We start from the raw sequence: 19,581 nt of genomic DNA on the forward strand, positions 1-19,581 counted from the left end.
CTGCGAAGCTTCCTGGTCACCCGGCGATATCGCGAATGGCGATCTCGCTCATGATGCGTTGCAGCACCTGATCGATGGACAACTCCGTTGAATCCAGCTGTATCGCGTCGGCCGCCGGCTTGAGCGGGGCTACTGCGCGCTGGGTGTCACGCTCATCGCGTGCACGGATCTCATCTAGCAGACTCGACAGACTAACATCCTCGCCCTTGCCCTTCAACTGCAAATATCGGCGGCGCGCCCTCTCCTCGGCGCTGGCGGTGAGGAAAATCTTCAAAGGTGCGTCAGGAAAGACCACCGTGCCCATGTCGCGACCATCAGCCACTAGCCCCGGCGGCTCCTGAAAGGCGCGCTGACGTTGCAGCAACGCTTCGCGCACCGCTGGCAGCGCGGCGACCTGGGAGGCCCCGGCGCCCACGCTTTCGGTACGGATGACATCACTGACTTCGTCGCCTTCCAGGATAATGCGCTGGAGCTGGCCGTCAGTCGCCGCAATGAATTGCACGTCCAGGTGAGCCGCCAGCGCCTTGAGCAACTCCTCGTTGGTCAGGTCGACGCCATGGTTGGCGGCGGCGAATGCCAGCAGCCGGTACAAGGCACCCGAATCGAGCAGGTTCCAGCCCAACTGCCTGGCCAGGATCCCGGCGACGGTGCCCTTGCCCGAGCCGCTTGGGCCATCGATGGTGATGACCGGTGCCTTGATGTTCACGACTGCGCCTCTTGTGCTACTCGAATACCGACCTGTGCGCACAGCGCCAGGAAGTTCGGGAACGACGTGGCGACGTTGGCGCAATCATGGATGCGAATCGGTGCGCTGGCGCGCAAAGACGCAACACTGAAGGCCATGGCGATGCGGTGATCACCGTGACCATGGACTTCGCCGCCGCCGATCTGGCCGCCGTCGATGATAATGCCGTCCGGCGTCGGCTGGCACTTGACGCCCAGGGCGAGCAAGCCGTCAGCCATCACCTGGATGCGATCCGACTCCTTGACCCGCAGCTCTTCGGCACCAGTCAGCACGGTGCGCCCTTCTGCACAGGCGGCCGCCACGAACAGCACCGGGAACTCGTCGATGGCCAGCGGAACCAGCGCCTCCGGAATCTCGATACCCTTGAGCTTAGCTGCTCGTACGTGCAGGTCCGCTACGGGTTCGCCGCCGACTTCACGCTGGTTTTCCAGAGTAATGTCAGCGCCCATCAGGCGCAGGATGTCGATCACGCCGGTACGGGTCGGGTTGATGCCGACGTGTTCGAGCACCAGGTCGGAGCCTTCGGCGATCGAGGCGGCTACCAGGAAGAATGCCGAGGACGAGATATCGCCCGGCACTTCGATGTGGGTCGCGGCCAGCTTATTGCCAGATTCGACGGACGCCGTGGCGCCGTCCACCGTGACCGGGTAGCCGAAGCCGCGCAGCATGCGCTCGGTGTGGTCGCGGGTCGGGGCCGGTTCGGTGACGGTGGTCTTGCCCTCGGCGTAGAGACCGGCCAGCAGCAGGCAGGATTTCACCTGGGCGCTGGCCATCGGCATGGTGTAGGTCAGGCCCTTGAGCTTGTTGCCACCGCGGATGGTCATCGGCGGACGACCGTCGGCGGCAGTCTCGATGACCGCACCCATTTCCCGCAACGGATTGGCGACGCGGTTCATTGGGCGCTTGGACAGCGAGGCGTCGCCGGTCAGGGTGCTGTCGAAGTCCTGCGCGGCCAGCAGGCCGGACAACAGACGCATCGAAGTCCCGGAGTTACCCAGGTAGATCGGCCCTGGGGCAGGCTTGAGGCCGTGCAGGCCGACACCATGGATGGTCACGCGGCCGTGGTGCGGACCTTCGATGACCACCCCCATGTCGCGAAACGCTTGCAGCGTCGCCAGGGCGTCTTCGCCCTCGAGGAAGCCTTCCACCTCGGTCACGCCTTCGGCCAGGGAGCCGAGCATGATCGAACGGTGGGAAATCGATTTATCGCCCGGTACACGAATACGCCCACTCAGGGAGCCACCAGGTTGTGCCAGGAAAATCAGATCGTTGGAGTTCATAGCGTCCACATAGGCCCGACGGGCCAGGATTTTACTGAAATGCTCGCGGGCCACCCTGGCGCGCGTGAAAACGCCCAGCAATTGGTGCCCGTCCCCTGCATCGACCGCGTCGCGCAAGGCGTCGAGGTCGCTGCGAAATGTATCGAGTGTGCGCAAGACAGCTTCGCGGTTGGCGAGGAAGATGTCGTGCCACATGACCGGGTCGCTTCCGGCGATTCTCGTGAAATCGCGGAAACCGCCGGCAGCGTAACGGAAGATCTCAAGATTTTCATTGCGTTTGGCCAATGAATCCACCAGGCCGAACGCCAACAGGTGTGGCAAATGGCTGGTGGCCGCCAATACTTCATCGTGACGCTGGACCTGCATGTGCTCGACATCGGCGCCCAGTTCGCGCCACAAACGGTCCACCACCGCCAGCGCGGCTGGATCCGTCTGGTCCAGCGGCGTGAGGATCACTTTGTGACGACGAAACAGTTCGGCGTTGGAAGCTTCCACCCCGCTCTGCTCGGAACCGGCAATCGGATGACCGGGCACGAAGCGCGCCGGCATACCGCCGAAGGCCTCGGTGGCAGCACGCACGACGTTGCCCTTGGCGCTGCCGACATCGGTCAGGATCGCCTGCCCCAAATTCATGCTGGCCAAGCGTGCCAGCAGTTTTTCCATGGCCAGGATCGGCACGGCCAGCTGGATCACGTCCGCGCCCTGGCAAGCGATCGCCAGGTCATCCTCGCAGTGATCGACCACACCCAACTCCACGGCCAGCTTGCGCGACTGTGGATCCAGGTCGACACCGACCACCTCGCGGCACAGGCCGCTTTCACGCAAGCCCTTGGCGAACGAACCGCCGATCAACCCCAGGCCGACCACCACCAGGCGACCGATCATAGGGGCAGCAGGTTGCAGCGAAGTGACATCAACCACGAACCAGGACCTTGCTCAACGCCTCGAGGAAACGGCTGTTTTCCGTCGGCAGGCCAATGGTGATGCGCAGGTGGTTCGGCATGCCGTAATTGGCCACCGGACGCACGATCACACCTTCGCGCAACAGCCCCTGGTACACCGGGGCGGCGACACGCCCCAGGTCGACGCAGATGAAATTGCCTTTGGATGGAATCCAGCCCAGGCCCAGCTCACGCAGCCCCGCCTCCAACTGCTGCATGCCGGCCGCGTTGAGGCGACGGCTTTCAGCCAGGTAGGCTTCATCCTGCAAGGCCGCACAGGCGGCGGCCAGGGCGAAGCTGTTGACGTTGAACGGCTGACGCACGCGGTTCAGCACATCGGCCACCACGGCAGTGGACAGACCGTAGCCGACCCGCAGCGAGGCCAGGCCATAGGCTTTGGAGAAGGTGCGCGAAACCAGCAGGTTCGGGTAGGCCGCGAGGAAATCCAGGCCATCGGGCAAATCGCTGCCTTCGGCATACTCGATGTAAGCCTCGTCCAACACCACCAGCACATGCGCAGGCACATCCTGCAGGAAGTCATCCAGGGCCTGGGCATCGAACCAGGTGCCGGTCGGGTTGTTCGGGTTGGCAATGAAGACCACGCGGGTGTTGGCGTCGATGGCGGCCAGCATGGCGGGCAGGTCGTGCCCCCAGTCCTTGGCGGGAACCACATGGGCATCCGCGCCGACGGCCTGGGTCGCGATCGGGTAGACCGCAAACGCGTGCTCGCTGAACACCGCGTTGAGACCTGGCGCCAGGTACGCACGAGCCACCAGCTCAAGGATGTCGTTGGAACCATTGCCCAGCGTCACTTGGTTCAGCTCGACACCACAGCGCTCGGCCAGCAGGCTCTTGAGTGCGAAGCCATTGCCATCGGGGTAACGGGTCAGCTCGGCCAGTTCGTCGCGGATCGCCGCCAGTGCCTTGGGGCTCGCGCCCAACGGGTTTTCGTTGCTCGCCAACTTGACGATGCTGGCCGGATCCAGGTCCAGCTCACGGGCCAGTTCGTCCACGGGCTTGCCCGGAACGTAAGGCGAGAGTTGTTGCACGCCTGGCTGAGCCAGAGCGAGGAAGTTGCCACTCATTTGCTATCCGCCCTTAAAGAACTGCCTTGGGGTAGGAACCCAGCACCTTGAGTGCCACTGCTTCCTGACTGATTTTCTCCAGCACACCTTTTACCAGCGGATCGCGGTGGTGGCCGACGAAATCGATGAAGAACACGTAGGTCCATTTACCGCTGCGAGACGGACGGGTCTCGATCCGCGTCAGGTCGATACCGTTGTCATGGAACGGCACCAGCAGTTCATGGAGCGCGCCGGGCTTGTTGCTCATGGAAACGATGATCGAGGTCTTGTCGTCGCCGGTCGGCGGGACTTCCTGGCTGCCGATCATCAGGAATCGCGTGGAGTTGTCCGGGCGATCCTCGATTTTTTCCGCCAGGCGCGTCAGCCCATAGAGACCCGCCGCCATATCGCCAGCAATCGCCGCCGAGTTCCACTCGCCCTTGACCCGCTTGGCCGCCTCGGCGTTGCTCGATACCGCCACGCGCTCGACGTTCGGGTAATGGGCGTCCAGCCACTTGCGGCACTGGGCCAACGACTGGGCGTGGGAATAGATCCGGCTGATGCTGTCGGTCTTGGTGTTCTCGCCCACCAGCAGGTGGTGGTGGATGCGCAACTCGACTTCGCCGCAGATCACCATGTCGTGCTCGAGGAAGCTGTCCAGCGTGTGATTGACTGCGCCTTCGGTGGAGTTCTCCACCGGCACCACGCCAAAATTCACCGCGCCGGCGGCCACTTCACGGAACACTTCGTCAATGGCCGCCATCGGCTTGCTGATCACGGCGTGACCGAAGTGCTTCATGGCCGCCGCCTGGGTGAAGGTGCCTTCCGGCCCCAGGTAGGCGACTTTCAGCGGCTGCTCGAGGGCCAGGCACGAAGACATGATTTCGCGGAACAGACGCGCCATTTCTTCGTTGCCCAGCGGCCCCTTGTTGCGCTCCATGACACGCTTGAGCACCTGCGCTTCACGCTCGGGGCGATAGAACACCGGCACTTCGCCTTCGGCCAGGGAGGCCATCTTCACCCGGGCGACTTCCTGGGCGCAGCGCGCGCGCTCGCTGATCAGCTCCAGGACCTTTTCGTCCAGGGCATCGATACGCAGGCGCAGCGCCTTGAGTTCTTGCTCAGACATCAGCCATGTTCCTTCTCGAACTCTGCCATGTAGGCGATCAACGCATTGACGGCGTTGATGTCGACGGCGTTGTAGATGGAGGCGCGCATGCCACCGACCGAACGGTGGCCCTTGAGGTTCAGCAAACCACGCTCGTCGGCACCGGCCAGGAACGGTTTGTCGAGACGGTCGTCGGCCAGGCGGAACGGCACGTTCATCCAGGAACGATCGGTCTTGTTGATCGGGTTGCTGTAGAGGCCGCTGGCGTCGATGAAGTCATACAGCGTGCGCTGCTTCACTTCGTTGAGCTTGCCGATGGCTTCGACACCGCCCTGCTCCTTCAGCCATTCGAACACCAGGCCCGACAGGTACCAGGCCAGGGTCGGCGGGGTGTTGTACATCGAGCCGTTGTCGGCCGCGACCTTGTAGTTGAGCATGGTCGGGCACAGGGAGCGGGCACGCCCCAGCAGGTCTTCACGAATGATGCTGACCAGGATGCCGCTTGGACCGATGTTCTTCTGGGCACCCGCGTAGATCATGCCGAAACGGGAGATATCCACAGGGCGCGAGAGAATGTCCGAGGACATGTCGGCCACCAATGGCACGTCGCCCGTTTCCGGGATCCAGTTGAATTCCAGGCCACCGATGGTTTCGTTCGGTGCGTAATGAACGTAGGCCGCGTCCTTGGACAGGTTCCACTCGTTCTGGCCGGGAATCGCGAAATAGTCGTAGGGCTTGGCGGTGGCAGCCACGTTGACGTGACCGTAGCGCGAAGCTTCTTCGATGGCTTTCTGCGACCAGATGCCGGTGTCGATGTAGTCGGCCTTGCCGTTTTCCGGCAGCAGGTTCAACGGAATCTGGGCGAACTGCTGGCTCGCGCCGCCTTGCAGGAACAGCACCTTGTAGTTGGACGGGATGTTCAGCAGATCACGCAGATCCTGCTCGGCCTTGGTGGCAATGGACACGAACTCATCGCTGCGATGGCTCATTTCCATGACCGACAGGCCCTTGCCGTGCCAGTCGAGAAGTTCACCCTGGGCACGCTTCAGGACCGCTTCAGGAAGCGCCGCAGGGCCGGCACAGAAGTTATAGGCTCTCTTGCTCACATCCAATCTCGCTCTGATCTGGTGGTCACATAAATCTTGAGTCTGCACTGTGGGAGCGAGCTCGCTCGCGATAGCGATGTAACAGTCAACAGTGATGCTGAACGTCAGGCCGTCATCGCGAGCAAGCTCGCTCCCACAGAGGGTATCGTTCACTTCAGGTATGGATGAATCCGTGGCGAGGGAGCGTGCTCCCTCGCCACAGTGAATCAAACGAACCTTAAGTGAGCAGCATTACCCCCACAGGGGGGATGCGCAGTGTCGCAAATTTTCAAACGAAACAAACAACAAGGGGGCGAATCTTCATCCGCCCCCCTTGCGTGTCCGCTTAGTCCTGCGGTTCTTCTTCGTCTGCGGCAGCGTCGAGCGGTTGGTCGCCGACAGCGTCGTCGACATCGGCACCGAGAGTGCCGTCGAACGCCACGCCGTCCTCGCCGTCCAACTCCTCGCCTTCAACCTCCGACGGTTCCTGGACCCGCTCAAGCCCGACCAGCGTTTCGTCGCTGGCCAGCTTGATCAGCGTCACACCCTGGGTGTTACGGCCCAGGCTCGACACTTCAGCGACCCGCGTGCGCACCAGGGTGCCCTGGTCGGAGATCAACATGATCTCCTCGCCATCGAGCACCTGGACAGCACCCACCAGACGACCGTTACGGTCGTTGCTGACCATGGCGATCACGCCCTGGCCACCACGCTTGTACTCAGGGAACTCGCTGATGGCCGTGCGCTTGCCATAACCACGGGCCGAAGCGGTGAGGATCTGGCTGCCTTCTTCGGGGATCAGCATGGAAATCAGCTTCTGGCCTTCCGGCAGGCGCATGCCGCGCACACCGCGAGCGGTACGGCCCATGGCGCGAACGTCGGACTCCTTGAAGCGAGTGACCTTGCCGCCGTCGGAGAACAGCATGACCTCACGCTCGCCGTCGGTGATGGCAGCGGAGATCAGCACGTCACCTTCGTCCAGCTCCAGGGCGATCAGACCGACGCTGCGCTGACGGCTGAAGGATTCCAGCGGGGTCTTCTTCACGGTTCCGTTGGCGGTGGCCATGAAGATGTAGTGACCCTCGGTGTACTCTTCCACCGGCAACATGGTGGTGATGTATTCACCATCGTCCAGCGGCAACAGGTTGACCAGCGGACGGCCACGAGCGGCACGGGACGCTTCCGGGATTTCGTAGGTCTTGAGCCAGTACACCTTGCCCTTGCTGGAGAACAGCAGCAGCGTTGTGTGGCTGTTGGCGACCAGCAGGTGAGCGATGTAGTCCTCGTCCTTGACGCCCGTCGCGGACTTGCCTTTGCCGCCGCGACGCTGGGCCTGGTAGGCGGCCAGCGGCTGGGTCTTGGCGTAGCCGCCGTGGGAAATGGTCACCACGCGCTCTTCTTCCGGGATCATGTCACCCAGGGTCAGGTCCAGGCGCGCATCGAGGATCTCGGTGCGGCGCACGTCGCCGTATTCGGCGCGGATCACTTCCAGTTCTTCGCGGATCACTTCCATCAGGCGCGTAGCGCTGTTGAGGATGCGGATCAGCTCGCCGATCTGGTTGAGGATTTCCTGGTACTCGGCCAGCAGCTTCTCGTGCTCGAGGCCGGTCAGGCGGTGCAGGCGCAGTTCCAGGATGGCTTGCGCCTGCTCCGGGGACAGGAAGTACTTGCCTTCGCGCAGGCCGTATTGCGGGTCGAGGTTCTCGGGGCGGCACGAATCGGCGCCAGCGCGCTCGACCATCGCCACCACCGCGGTGGACTCCCAAGGGGTGCTGATCAGCGCTTCCTTGGCTTCCGACGGGGTTGGCGAGGCCTTGATCAGAGCGATCACCGGGTCGATGTTCGACAGGGCAACGGCCTGGCCTTCGAGAATGTGACCACGCTCGCGAGCCTTGCGCAGCTCGAACACCGTGCGGCGGGTGACCACTTCGCGACGGTGGCGCACGAAGGCTTCCAGCAGGTCCTTGAGGTTCAGGATCCGCGGACGGCCGTCGATCAGCGCAACGATGTTGATGCCGAACACGCTTTGCAGCTGGGTCTGGGCGTAGAGGTTGTTGAGGATCACCTCAGGCACTTCGCCACGGCGCAGCTCGATCACGACACGCATGCCGTCCTTGTCGGACTCGTCACGCAGCTCGGTGATGCCTTCGAGCTTCTTCTCTTTCACCAGCTCGGCGATCTTCTCGATCAGGCGAGCCTTGTTCAGTTGGTACGGCAGTTCGGTGATGACGATCTGCTGGCGGCCGCCGACCTTGTCGATGTCTTCGACCGTCGAGCGGGCGCGCATGTAAATGCGGCCACGGCCGGTACGGTAGGCTTCGATGATGCCGGCGCGACCGTTGATGATCGCAGCGGTCGGGAAGTCCGGACCGGGGATGTATTGCATCAGCTCATCGACGGTCAACTCGGGATTGTCGATGAGCGCCAGGCAACCGTCGATGACTTCACCGAGGTTGTGCGGCGGGATGTTGGTCGCCATGCCCACGGCGATACCGCTGGAGCCGTTGACGAGCAGGTTCGGGATACGGGTCGGCATGACCGCCGGGATCATTTCGGTGCCGTCGTAGTTCGGCACCCAGTCCACGGTTTCCTTGTGCAGGTCGGCCAGCAGCTCGTGGGCCAGCTTGGTCATGCGCACTTCGGTGTATCGCATGGCCGCGGCGTTGTCGCCGTCCACCGAACCGAAGTTGCCCTGGCCGTCTACCAGCAGGTAGCGCAAGGAGAAGGGTTGCGCCATACGAACGATGGTGTCGTACACGGCAGTGTCGCCGTGGGGGTGATACTTACCGATCACATCGCCGACGACACGGGCGGATTTCTTGTACGGCTTGTTGAAGTCGTTGCCCAGCTCGCTCATCGCGAACAGCACGCGCCGGTGCACGGGCTTCAAGCCATCGCGCGCATCCGGCAGCGCCCGCCCGACGATTACGCTCATTGCGTAGTCGAGGTAGGACTGTTTCAGCTCGTCTTCGATATTGACCGGGAGGATTTCTTTGGCCAGTTCGCCCATGAGAAGCCTGATTCCTTTTTCTGGTGAAACCTCGTCACATCCAGATGGGACGAACGAAGCTCGCCGCTGCAGAACAAATGCCGTGCAGCGACTTACGACAAATCAACGAGTTATGCCATGGATCTGCGCAGTAAAGGCCACCTCGCGAGGCAGCCCTGGAAACCGCCGGATGTTATCACAAGAGCCGCCACGCACCTATCCCCCAGATGCGCATGGTGCGTAGTTAGTTGACCGGTGACAGGCTGATATGGGACCAGAGGGGCTTAGAAGCACTGCCGATAGAGATTCAGGGGCCAAATGCAAGGGATTTGTTGCCTTTAAGGGCCTCATCGCGAGCAAGCTCGCCCCCCACAGGGATCTGTGCACGCTCGAGATTTCCGCCACGACCCGATCCAATGTGGGAGCGAGTTTGCTCGCGATGGCGACAGGTCAGACAGCACAAACCATCAGTGCAACCGCTTGCGGCACATCAACTGCGCCAGCTTCGCGGTGTCCGGGCGCTCGACGATGCCCTTTTCCGTGACGATGACATCGATCAGGTCCGCCGGGGTGATATCGAAGACCGGGTTGAAGGCACCCACCTGCGCGTCGAGCTCCCTGCCGCCGATTTCCAGCAGTTCGCGCCCGTCGCACTCCTCCGCCGGGATGTCTTCACCGCTGGCCAGGCTCATGTCGATGATCGAGCTCGGCGCCACCACCATGAAACGCACGCCATGGTGCATGGCACAGACCGCCATCTGATAAGTGCCGATCTTGTTCGCCACGTCACCATTGGCGGCGATGCAATCGGCACCGACGATCACCCAGGTCACACCCTTGGTCTTCATGATATGGGCAGCGGCGGAATCGGCGTTGAGGGTCACCGGAATGCCTTCGCGGGCCAGTTCCCACGCCGTCAGGCGCGAGCCTTGCAACCACGGCCGGGTTTCGTCGGCATAGACGCGCTCCACCATGCCTTCGATATACGCACCCCGGATAACCCCCAAGGCCGTACCAAAACCGCCGGTGGCCAGGGCGCCGGTGTTGCAATGGGTGAGAATCGCCTGGGCATTGCCCTGGTGCTTGCGGATCAGGTCGACCCCTAACTGGGCCATGGTCAGGTTGGCTTCGCGATCGCTCACGTGGATCGCGATGGCTTCAGCCTCGAGCACCGCCAGCGGCTCGGCATGCTCTTTCAAGCGCCCCAGCCGGTCGCGCATTCGATCCAGCGCCCAGAACAGGTTCGCCGCCGTCGGCCGGGCCTCGGCCAGCAAGGCAAAATCGGCCTCCAGGGCCGCTTGCCAATCGCCGCCTTCGGCCATCCTGGCCCGCGCCGCCAGCACCACGCCATACGCCGCACTGATGCCGATGACCGGCGCGCCGCGCACGGCCATCGAGCCAATGGCCTCGGCCACATCGGCGACACGGGTGCAGGCGATCCAGCTTTCCTCGAACGGCAAGATACGCTGGTCCAGCAGGTACAGGACGCCATCACGCCAATCGATGGCCTTCACCTTCTCCGCAGCCAATAGTCGATCGCGCATCCTTCACCCCGTACTCATGAACAAAAGCCGCCGATTATAGCGATCCCTCCGCGAAGACGCTCGGGTATACTTCGCCATCCTTTATACCCCATGGAACCGTTCCACGATGCCCAAGCCTGCCGTTGCGCTCGACTTATTATTGCTGCCGACCTGGTTGGTGCCTGTCGAACCCGCCGGTGTAGTGCTCAAGGACCATGGCCTGGGCATTCGCGACGGTTGCATCGTGTTCATCGGTCCACGGGCAGAAGCCCTGAAGTGTGACGCCACCGAGGTCCGTGAACTGCCCGGCATGCTGCTCAGCCCCGGCCTGATCAACGCCCACGGCCACGCGGCCATGACCCTTTTTCGCGGCCTGGCCGACGACCTGCCCTTGATGACCTGGCTGGAACAGCACATCTGGCCGGCTGAAGCCAAATGGGTCGATGAAGATTTCGTCCGGGATGGCACCGACCTGGCAATCGCCGAGCAGATCAAGGGTGGCATCACCTGCTTCTCCGACATGTATTTCTACCCCAAGATCGCCAGCGAGTGCGTCCACGACAGCGGTATTCGCGCGCAAATCGCCATTCCGATCCTCGACTTTCCGATCCCCGGTGCGGCCAGCGCCGACGACGCCATTCGTCAGGGCATCGAGTTGTTTGGCGACCTCAAGCACCATCCGCGGATCAAAGTCGCATTCGGCCCGCACGCGCCCTATACGGTAGGCGACGAGAACCTGGAGAAAATCCGCGTGATCGCCGAGGAACTGGACGCGGCCATTCATATGCATGTTCACGAAACCGCCTTCGAAGTGCAGCAGGCTGTGGATAACACCACTGAGCGGCCAATGGCTCGCCTGGGACGCCTTGGCCTGCTGGGGCCACGCTTCCAGGCCGTGCACATGACTCAGATCAGCGACGAGGACCAGGCCCTGCTGGTAGAAAGCAATTGCAGCGTGATCCATTGCCCGGAATCGAACCTGAAGCTGGCCAGCGGTTTCTGCCCGGTGGAACGCCTGTGGCAAGCCGGCGTCAATGTCGCCCTCGGCACCGATGGTGCGGCGAGCAACAACGACCTGGACCTGCTCGGCGAAACCCGCACCGCCGCCCTGCTGGCCAAGGCCGTCGCTGGTTCGGCCACGGCCCTGGATGCCCATCGGGCGCTGCGCATGGCCACGCTCAATGGCGCTCGGGCGCTGGGCATCGAAGCGACCGTCGGCTCCCTGGAAGTCGGCAAGGCCGCCGACCTGGTGGCCTTCGACCTGTCAGGCCTGGCCCAGCAGCCGATCTACGACCCGGTGTCGCAACTGATTTATGCCACCGGCCGCGATTGCGTCAAACACTTGTGGGTAGGCGGCAAGCCGTTACTGGAGGATGGCCGGCTGACCCGCATGGACGAACCGACACTGATCGCCACGGCCCAGGCCTGGGGTCGGCGCATCAGCGGCCACAACGAATGACCACGCCCCTGGAGCCACGGCTCGGGGCATCTGATTTTTCAAGCTTTTCGAGGATCTGCACATGAGCAACGTCGACCACGCCGAAATCGCCAAGTTCGAAGCCCTGGCCCATCGCTGGTGGGACCGTGAAAGCGAATTCAAACCGCTGCACGACATCAACCCGCTGCGGGTCAACTGGATTGACGAACGGGTCAACCTGGCCGGCAAGAAGGTCCTCGACGTCGGTTGCGGTGGCGGCATCCTCAGTGAGGCCATGGCCCAGCGCGGGGCGACGGTGATGGGCATCGACATGGGCGAAGCGCCGCTGGCGGTGGCGCAACTGCATCAATTGGAGTCCGGCGTCAGCGTGGAATACCGGCAGATCACCGCCGAAGCCCTGGCCGAAGAAATGCCCGGCCAATTCGACGTGGTCACCTGCCTGGAAATGCTCGAACACGTGCCGGACCCGTCCTCGGTCATCCGCGCTTGCTTTAGCATGGTCAAGCCGGGCGGCCAGGTGTTCTTCTCCACCATCAACCGCAACCCGAAGGCGTACCTGTTCGCCATCATCGGCGCCGAATACATCATGAAGCTGCTGCCACGCGGCACCCACGACTTCAAGAAATTCATCCGCCCTTCCGAGCTGGGCGCCTGGAGCCGTGCGGCCGGGCTGACCGTCAAGGACATCATCGGCCTGACCTACAACCCATTGACCAAGCACTACAAGCTGGCCGCCGACGTTGACGTCAACTACATGATCCAGACCCTGCGCGAGGAGTAAGACGATGCGTCTCAAAGCGGTTCTCTTCGACATGGACGGCACGCTGCTCGACACCGCGCCGGATTTCATCGCCATTTGCCAGGCCATGCGCGCCGACCGTGGCTTGCCACCGATGAACACCCAACACATTCGCGACGAGATTTCCGGCGGCGCCCGGGCGATGGTCGCGGTGACCTTCTCCATGGACCCGGAATCACCAGGGTTCGAGGAATTGCGCCAGGAGTTCCTCGACCGCTACCTCAAGGGTTGTGCGGTCCACAGCCACTTGTTCGACGGCATGGCCGAAGTGCTGGCCGATATCGAAGCGGCCAACCTGATCTGGGGCGTGGTCACCAACAAGCCCGTGCGTTTCGCCGAACCGATCATGCAGCAACTGGGCCTGGCCGAGCGTTCGAAAGTGCTGATCTGCCCTGACCACGTGAAAAACAGCAAGCCGGACCCGGAACCGCTGACCCTGGCCTGCAAGATGCTCGACCTGGACCCGGCCAGCGTGCTGTTCGTGGGCGATGACCTGCGGGACATCGAGTCCGGCCGCAGCGCCGGCACCAAGACCTGCGCGGTGACCTACGGCTACATCCACCCGGACGACAACCCCAGGCACTGGGGCGCGGATGTGGTGATCGACCACCCTTCGGCGCTACGTGAAGTGTTGGATAACGCGTTGTGCAGTTGCTGAACTGACGGAATCGATGCTACCGCCCTTGTGGCGAGGGAGCTTGCTCCCGCTGGAGCGCGAAGCGGTCCCCTGGACGACGGCTGCGCCGCCGAGCGGGAGCAAGCTCCCTCGCCACAAAAGCCTCTTTGCCACAAAAGCTTCCTCGTCACCGGTACTGTGCCGCTCTAATTGTTGAGGTTTTTTATGTTTGATTATTCCGCCCGTCCCGACCTGCTCAATGGCCGGGTGATCCTGGTCACCGGCGCCGGTCGCGGGATCGGTGCCGCTGCGGCGAAAACCTACGCCGCCCACGGTGCCACCGTACTGCTGCTGGGCAAGACCGAAGCCAACCTGACCCAGGTCTACGATGAAATCGAAGCGGCCGGTCATCCGCAGCCAGCGGTGATCCCGTTCAACCTCGAAACCGCACTGCCTCATCAGTACGATGAACTGGCGGCGATGATCGAAACCGAGTTCGGTCATCTGGACGGCTTGCTGCACAACGCCTCGATCATCGGCCCACGTACGCCACTGGAACAGTTGTCCGGTGAGAACTTCATGCGGGTGATGCACGTCAACGTCAACGCGATGTTCATGCTCACCAGCACCTTGCTGCCGCTGCTCAAGCTCTCCAAGGATGCGTCCGTGGTGTTCACCTCCAGCAGCGTCGGCCGCAAGGGCCGGGCCTACTGGGGCGCCTATGGCGTGTCCAAGTTCGCCACCGAGGGGCTGATGCAGACCCTGGCCGACGAAGTCGATACCGTCGCCGCCGTGCGCGCCAACAGCATCAACCCCGGCGCCACCCGCACCAGCATGCGCGCCCAGGCCTACCCGGGAGAAAACCCGCTCAACAATCCGACGCCCGAAGCGATCATGCCGGTCTACCTGTACCTCATGGGCCCGGACAGCACCGGCGTCAACGGTCAGGCGTTCAACGCACAATAATGAAGCCGGCATCGCGACGATTTACCGTCGCGATGCCGGCCCCCGTCGACGCCAAACCAGGCGAACCGCCAAGGCCACGTCGCCCCTGCATTCGCGACTCGCTATCAATTCATTGATTTCTAATCGGTTTTTACGCAAGTGAACCGAATGGCACGACTTTCGCTCTAACCTCTTCAAACATGCCATGTTCGGCAGGTAATGGACGTTGAGACGAGACTTATGCCTGCCATGGAAGCGGACTAGACTCAAATCAGGTGTCCTACGGGACTGAAGGACCAGTACGACGTGCAGCCCAAAGCCGCCACACCCAACCTGTCGGGACAGATTTAGCTTAGGGGCTAACGCCATATGAAAACGCCCAACCAGATCAACGCGTTCGACTTCGACAGCGCCAAATTGCAGCGTTTGGGCCTGACTCAGCCAGCGCCGCTCCCTGCACGCTCCGTCAGTCTGTCGCAATTGCGCCAGCAACTGAGCCAGCAACTACAGACCAGCCTGGAGCCACAGCGCATCCTGGGCCTGTTTTTCCGGGAAATTCAGCGACTGGTGCCCCTGGATGCGTTGGCCTATCAGCACAAAGCCAGTGACCTGCGCCTGGAGTTCGGGCAACGCGGGCATCACACCCTCAGCTACAACCTCAGCCATGAAGGCGAACACCTGGGTGAACTGGTATTCCGCCGTAACCAACGTTTCTCCGAGGCGGAACAGAGCGATCTCGAATCCATCATGTCGACGCTGCTCTATCCACTGCGCAACGCGCTGCTCTACCGCGCCGCGACCCAAAGCGCCCTGCGCGATCCGCTGACCGGCACCGGCAACCGCATCGCCATGGACCAGACCCTGATGCGGGAAATCGACATGGCCAAGCGTCATTCGCAACCCTTGTCGGTGCTGATGCTCGATATCGATCATTTCAAGCGCATCAACGACAGCCATGGTCACGGTGTTGGCGACGAAGTGCTCAAGGCCGTGGCCGAGTCGATCAAGGGCCAACTGCGCAATGTGGACATGGTGTTCAGGTTCGGTGGTGAAGAATTTCTGATCCTGCTGGCCAATACCAGCCGGGATGCCGCCGCCATGGTCGGTGAACGACTGCGTTATGCCGCCCAGGCCCAGGATTACTTCGCCACAGGCACAAGGATCGAGCTGACGGTCAGCCTGGGGTGCGCCACCCTGCTACCGGGGGAATCCTCGGAAAGCCTGCTGCGCAGGGCCGACAGCGCGCTGTACGTAGCCAAGCGCGAAGGCCGCAATCGGCTGGCGATGGCCGGCTGAAAACCACTGTGGGGGCGAGCTTGTGTGGGGGCGAGCTTGTGTGGGAGCGAGCTTGCTCGCGATGACGGCAGCACATCCAACATCTGCGCGAACTGACCCACCGCTATCGCGAGCAAGCTCGCTCCCACAGGGATTTGGGGTGAACCTGAAGCCAGCACTCATCCAAAACAACTGTGGGAGCGGGCTTGCTCGCGATAGCGGCCTGGCAGTCAACCTCCCCGTCGACTGTCAGACCTCTTCGCGAGCAGGCTCGCTCCCACAGGTTGTGGCTATCTGTAGCGGTAGTAATCAGCTCCCGGCCAGCGCCAGACGCTCACGGGTGGCTGACGCCCTGCTGGCAGGCTCCGCCTGTTCCAGCTGCATGCAACGTTCCAGGAACAGGTACATGTAGTCATAGCTCTTGCACACGGCCTGGCGCAGCTCTGTTTGCAGCGCCTTGCTCGGGTTCATCCCCGCCAGCGTACAGATGATTTCCAGGGCTTCCCAAGGATGGGCATCGTCGTACTGGGCATGCATCTTCAGCCACTTCATGGCCCGCTTGCGGTCTTCCTCGGCGAAGGCGGCCGCGTAGACACCGTTGGAACACACCAGCGCCGACCACTCTCCCGTGGCGCCCTCGATGGCGTAGTTGGTCGCGGCGATGGCCACGATCAACGAGTCCGAGGAACTGGTGTGCCAGCACCAGTGGCTCAAGGCGTGCAGCTCAGGCGGTACCTGCTGGGCTTGCAGGTCTTCCAGGGTCACGCCATGGGCGGCGCTCCAGTTGACCCAGTAGTCGGCATGGTTGAGTTCGACACGAATGTTGCGCATCAGCCAGCGACGCGCCATGTCCTCGCCGGGGTGGCGGGCAAAGCGGGTCTTGGTGAGGTTCTGTGCCATGTATAAAGCGAACTGTTCGACGACCGGCCAACCACCAATGAGGTAGTGGCGCATGGTCTTGGCGCTGAGCTTGTTGTCGCGCATGCGCTGATACAGTTCGTGTTCGACAACCCGGCGCTTGCTCTCGCTGCAATCGGTAATGAGCTGCTGTGCCCATTTCGGATAGCTTGTGGCGTCCATGAGCGGGCCTGTTCGGTTGAATGTGTCGATCACTGTCGGGCTCCTTTTGATTGTGATTTTCTCGGATCAACAAGAGGTTCAGCGGAACGTGCCGGGGGCCTTGAATAACAGCGGCTGGGGCCGGGCCGGCCGACATTGCAACGTGTCGCAGGTAAACAATTGCGGGCGTTCGATCACATACCCCTGAGCGAAGTCCACCCCTATCTCCAGCAATGCCTGCTCGATCTGGGCGGTTTCAACGAACTCGGCAATCGTGCGCTTACCCATGACGTGACCGATGTGATTGATCACTTCGACCATTGCACGGTTAATCGGGTCGTCCAGCATATCCTTTACGAAACTCCCGTCGATCTTCAAGAAGTCTACAGGTAAATGTTTCAGGTAAGCGAATGAAGACATTCCGGCGCAAAAGTCATCCAGAGAGAAATAGCAGCCCAAGCTCTTGAGTTCATTGATAAAGCGGATCGCACTGCCCAAATTCGAAATAGCGCTGGTCTCTGTAATTTCAAAACAAATCATTTCCGGCGGAATCGAGTAGGCCACGAACTGTTTACGCAGGAAGTCGAGGAACGCCTGATCTCCGATAGTTGTGCCTGACAGATTAATCGCACACATCGCCATGGGCCCCTGCCGCGATTCATTCAGGCACTGGCGGATAATCTTGAAGACATTCTCCACCACCCAACGGTCCAGGGACGTCATCAGCCCGTAGCGTTCCGCCGCGGGAATGAAGCTGTCCGGCAGGATCATCCGCCCGGCTTCGTCATGCAGGCGCAACAGGATTTCAATGTGCCCGCCACCATGATCGCCCGGCCCCAGCGCGGCGATTTCCTGGGCATACAAGCAAAAGCGGTTTTCCTCCAGGGCCATGTGCAAGCGCTGGACCCAGGCCATCTCGCCAAAGCGCAGGGACAACTCCGAGTCGTCGGCATGATAGACCTGGACCCGGTTGCGCCCCTTTTCCTTGGCCATGTAACAGGCCATGTCGGCGGCCCGCAGGGAAGCCTCCAGGGTCGTCGGGGTCTGGGCGATATGCACCAGGCCGATGCTCACGGTGGTCACGAACGGCCGGCCCTTCCAGACAAAGTGCAGGTTCTGCACGGTCTGGCGCAGCCCTTCGGCGATTTTTTCCGCCGCCTCCGGCGAACAGTTCTCCAGCAGGATCCCGAACTCATCGCCACCCAATCGGGCCAGGGTGTCATTTTCCCGCAACCCCGACTGCAGCAAGGCGCAGATATGCCGCAACAATTCGTCACCCGCCGCATGACCGCAGGTGTCGTTGACCAGCTTGAACTGATCCAGGTCGAGAAACATCAAGGCATGGCGCCCGATCTGGCGAGTGAGGTTGTGCAAGGCCTGCTCGAGGCGATACTCGAACTCCCGGCGGTTGGCCAGGCCAGTCAGGGCGTCATGGGTGGCCTGCCATGACAGGTTGGCGATGTATTGCCGCTCCTGGGTCATGTCATGCAGCACCAGCACGGCGCCACTGACCTTGCCCGCATGGCGGATCGGCGCGCCCACCAGGGTGACCGACACGGTGCTGCCATCCAGGCGCTGGATCAGTTTCGAATGTTCACTGGCGCCGCTGAGCCGACCGCTGAGGATGTGCTCGATCAGGGTCAGCCCTTCGGTCTGGGCATTGTCATCGAGCAAATTGAACAGCGCCGCCAGGGGCAAGCCCGTGGCGTGCTCGGCCTTCCAATGGGTCATCGCTTCGGCGGCGGGGTTCATGTAGGCGATGCCCCCCTCCACGTCGGTGGTGATCACCCCATCACCGATGGATTGCAGGGTGATCTGTGCCCGCTCTTTCTCCATCTGCAGCGCATTGGCGAACACCTGCCGCTGGGCCAGCAGTTTATGGGTACGCAACAACGCCAGGACGATCAACCCCAGGGCGGTGGCGAAATTGGTCACCAGCAAGAGCCGCAGGATGAAACGCGACCCCTCGCCCAAGGCGTCGCTGAACGCCTTGGCAGCCGGGGTGACGGAATCGTTGATCGCAAAGATCTGGGCCTTCCAGCCGCGAATATCCACCTCTGACGCCTGGCCCGCGACAATACTGCTGTGCATCTGCCGGGCGACGTTATCCAGTTCGGTCAGGTAGCCATCACCCACCGTCCAGAGATCGATGGCTTCTTCCAGGTAACTGAAGTGACGGAAATTCAGATAAAGCCAGATCACGCTGGCCACATCGTCCGGATGATTGCCGCCCTTGAGGATGCCGGCCCGCGCCGCTTCCAGGTTCGGCGGTTGGCGGTCCAGCGCTACCCGCAGCTCATGGCCACCCTCGGGTACGGCGATGGCTTGCTGGTATTTGCGAAAAATCGCCTCGTCACGGCTGTCGGCGTAGAGGTTGAGGTAATAGATCGCGTCTTTCTGGCCCTTGGACCAGAGACTCTCCCCCGCTACATAGCCGCGGACTGCGGAAAGCACGTAAAGGCTGACGCCGCCAAGCAATGCCTGAAATAGCACAACGGCAATAAAGGGCCAGACGATGCCCAGCAGCCGTGGTGTTCCGAGAGTCTGCTTTTGCTTCATGAGGTCCCTTGCACAGGTACTGCCGGACGAACACCCGCCAGAATTCCGCTCCTGACTCAACAGCCTAGGCTAGTTTTCGACCCATAGAATGAATGGATGAAGAGATCTTTGCGTGGAATTTGGAAGAATCGGCGGGTTTGCCTGTTTTTTCCGAT

General features: G+C 62.0%; 14 protein-coding genes. 5 read left to right on the forward strand and 9 right to left on the reverse strand.

The window, feature by feature from the left end:
• Positions 1–16: 16 nt before the first annotated feature.
• From cmk to mtnA, 7 genes are all read right to left on the reverse strand, one after another.
• Positions 17–706, reverse strand: a complete 690-nt coding sequence (gene cmk, locus AO356_RS03460) for a (d)CMP kinase (protein ID WP_014337227.1) — start codon at positions 704–706, stop codon at positions 17–19.
• Complete coding sequence (locus AO356_RS03465) at positions 703–2,910, reverse strand: bifunctional prephenate dehydrogenase/3-phosphoshikimate 1-carboxyvinyltransferase (protein ID WP_060738590.1); 2,208 nt, start codon at positions 2,908–2,910, stop codon at positions 703–705. The genes cmk and AO356_RS03465 overlap by 4 nt, the downstream gene beginning before the upstream one ends.
• A 28-nt stretch (positions 2,911–2,938) precedes the next feature.
• On the reverse strand, positions 2,939–4,051 hold the full coding sequence (hisC, locus tag AO356_RS03470) for a histidinol-phosphate transaminase (RefSeq protein ID WP_060738591.1): 1,113 nt from the start codon (positions 4,049–4,051) through the stop codon (positions 2,939–2,941).
• Between the two features lie 13 nt (positions 4,052–4,064).
• Entirely contained in the window at positions 4,065–5,159 is a 1,095-nt protein-coding gene (gene pheA, locus AO356_RS03475) for a prephenate dehydratase (RefSeq protein ID WP_003199233.1), read from the reverse strand.
• On the reverse strand, positions 5,159–6,244 hold the full coding sequence (gene serC / locus AO356_RS03480; protein ID WP_041024563.1) for a 3-phosphoserine/phosphohydroxythreonine transaminase: 1,086 nt from the start codon (positions 6,242–6,244) through the stop codon (positions 5,159–5,161). Before serC ends, pheA begins: the two co-directional genes overlap by 1 nt.
• 325 nt (positions 6,245–6,569) lie before the next feature.
• A complete protein-coding gene (gyrA, locus tag AO356_RS03485) occupies positions 6,570–9,233 on the reverse strand; it encodes a DNA gyrase subunit A (RefSeq protein ID WP_060738592.1) in 2,664 nt (887 codons plus the stop codon).
• A gap of 446 nt (positions 9,234–9,679) precedes the next feature.
• Positions 9,680–10,756 (reverse strand): S-methyl-5-thioribose-1-phosphate isomerase, encoded by a 1,077-nt coding sequence (mtnA, locus tag AO356_RS03490; protein ID WP_060738593.1) that lies wholly within the window; start codon positions 10,754–10,756, stop codon positions 9,680–9,682.
• Between the two features lie 106 nt (positions 10,757–10,862).
• On the opposite strand from mtnA, the gene AO356_RS03495 reads away from it, so the two are divergent.
• From AO356_RS03495 to AO356_RS03515, 5 genes are all read left to right on the forward strand, one after another.
• Positions 10,863–12,194 (forward strand): TRZ/ATZ family hydrolase, encoded by a 1,332-nt coding sequence (locus AO356_RS03495; RefSeq protein WP_060738594.1) that lies wholly within the window; start codon positions 10,863–10,865, stop codon positions 12,192–12,194.
• A 61-nt stretch (positions 12,195–12,255) separates the two neighbouring features.
• Complete coding sequence (gene ubiG / locus AO356_RS03500) at positions 12,256–12,954, forward strand: bifunctional 2-polyprenyl-6-hydroxyphenol methylase/3-demethylubiquinol 3-O-methyltransferase UbiG (protein ID WP_060738595.1); 699 nt, start codon at positions 12,256–12,258, stop codon at positions 12,952–12,954.
• A 4-nt stretch (positions 12,955–12,958) separates the two neighbouring features.
• Positions 12,959–13,630 (forward strand): N-acetylmuramic acid 6-phosphate phosphatase MupP, encoded by a 672-nt coding sequence (gene mupP, locus AO356_RS03505; RefSeq protein ID WP_060738596.1) that lies wholly within the window; start codon positions 12,959–12,961, stop codon positions 13,628–13,630.
• A 183-nt stretch (positions 13,631–13,813) separates the two neighbouring features.
• Positions 13,814–14,554: a YciK family oxidoreductase gene (locus AO356_RS03510; RefSeq protein WP_060738597.1), complete on the forward strand. Its 741-nt coding sequence runs from the start codon at positions 13,814–13,816 to the stop codon at positions 14,552–14,554.
• A gap of 348 nt (positions 14,555–14,902) precedes the next feature.
• On the forward strand, positions 14,903–15,829 hold the full coding sequence (locus tag AO356_RS03515; protein WP_060738598.1) for a GGDEF domain-containing protein: 927 nt from the start codon (positions 14,903–14,905) through the stop codon (positions 15,827–15,829).
• 288 nt (positions 15,830–16,117) lie between these two features.
• Here AO356_RS03515 and AO356_RS03520 read toward each other — a convergent pair whose 3' ends face one another.
• Entirely contained in the window at positions 16,118–16,888 is a 771-nt protein-coding gene (locus AO356_RS03520) for a TenA family transcriptional regulator (protein WP_219734601.1), read from the reverse strand.
• 78 nt (positions 16,889–16,966) lie between these two features.
• Positions 16,967–19,426, reverse strand: coding sequence for an EAL domain-containing protein (locus AO356_RS03525; protein WP_060738600.1), 2,460 nt, complete (start codon positions 19,424–19,426; stop codon positions 16,967–16,969).
• Positions 19,427–19,581 lie beyond the last annotated feature (155 nt).

It is taken from the genome of Pseudomonas fluorescens, from assembly GCF_001307275.1.
Lineage (GTDB): Bacteria > Pseudomonadota > Gammaproteobacteria > Pseudomonadales > Pseudomonadaceae > Aquipseudomonas > Aquipseudomonas fluorescens_AA.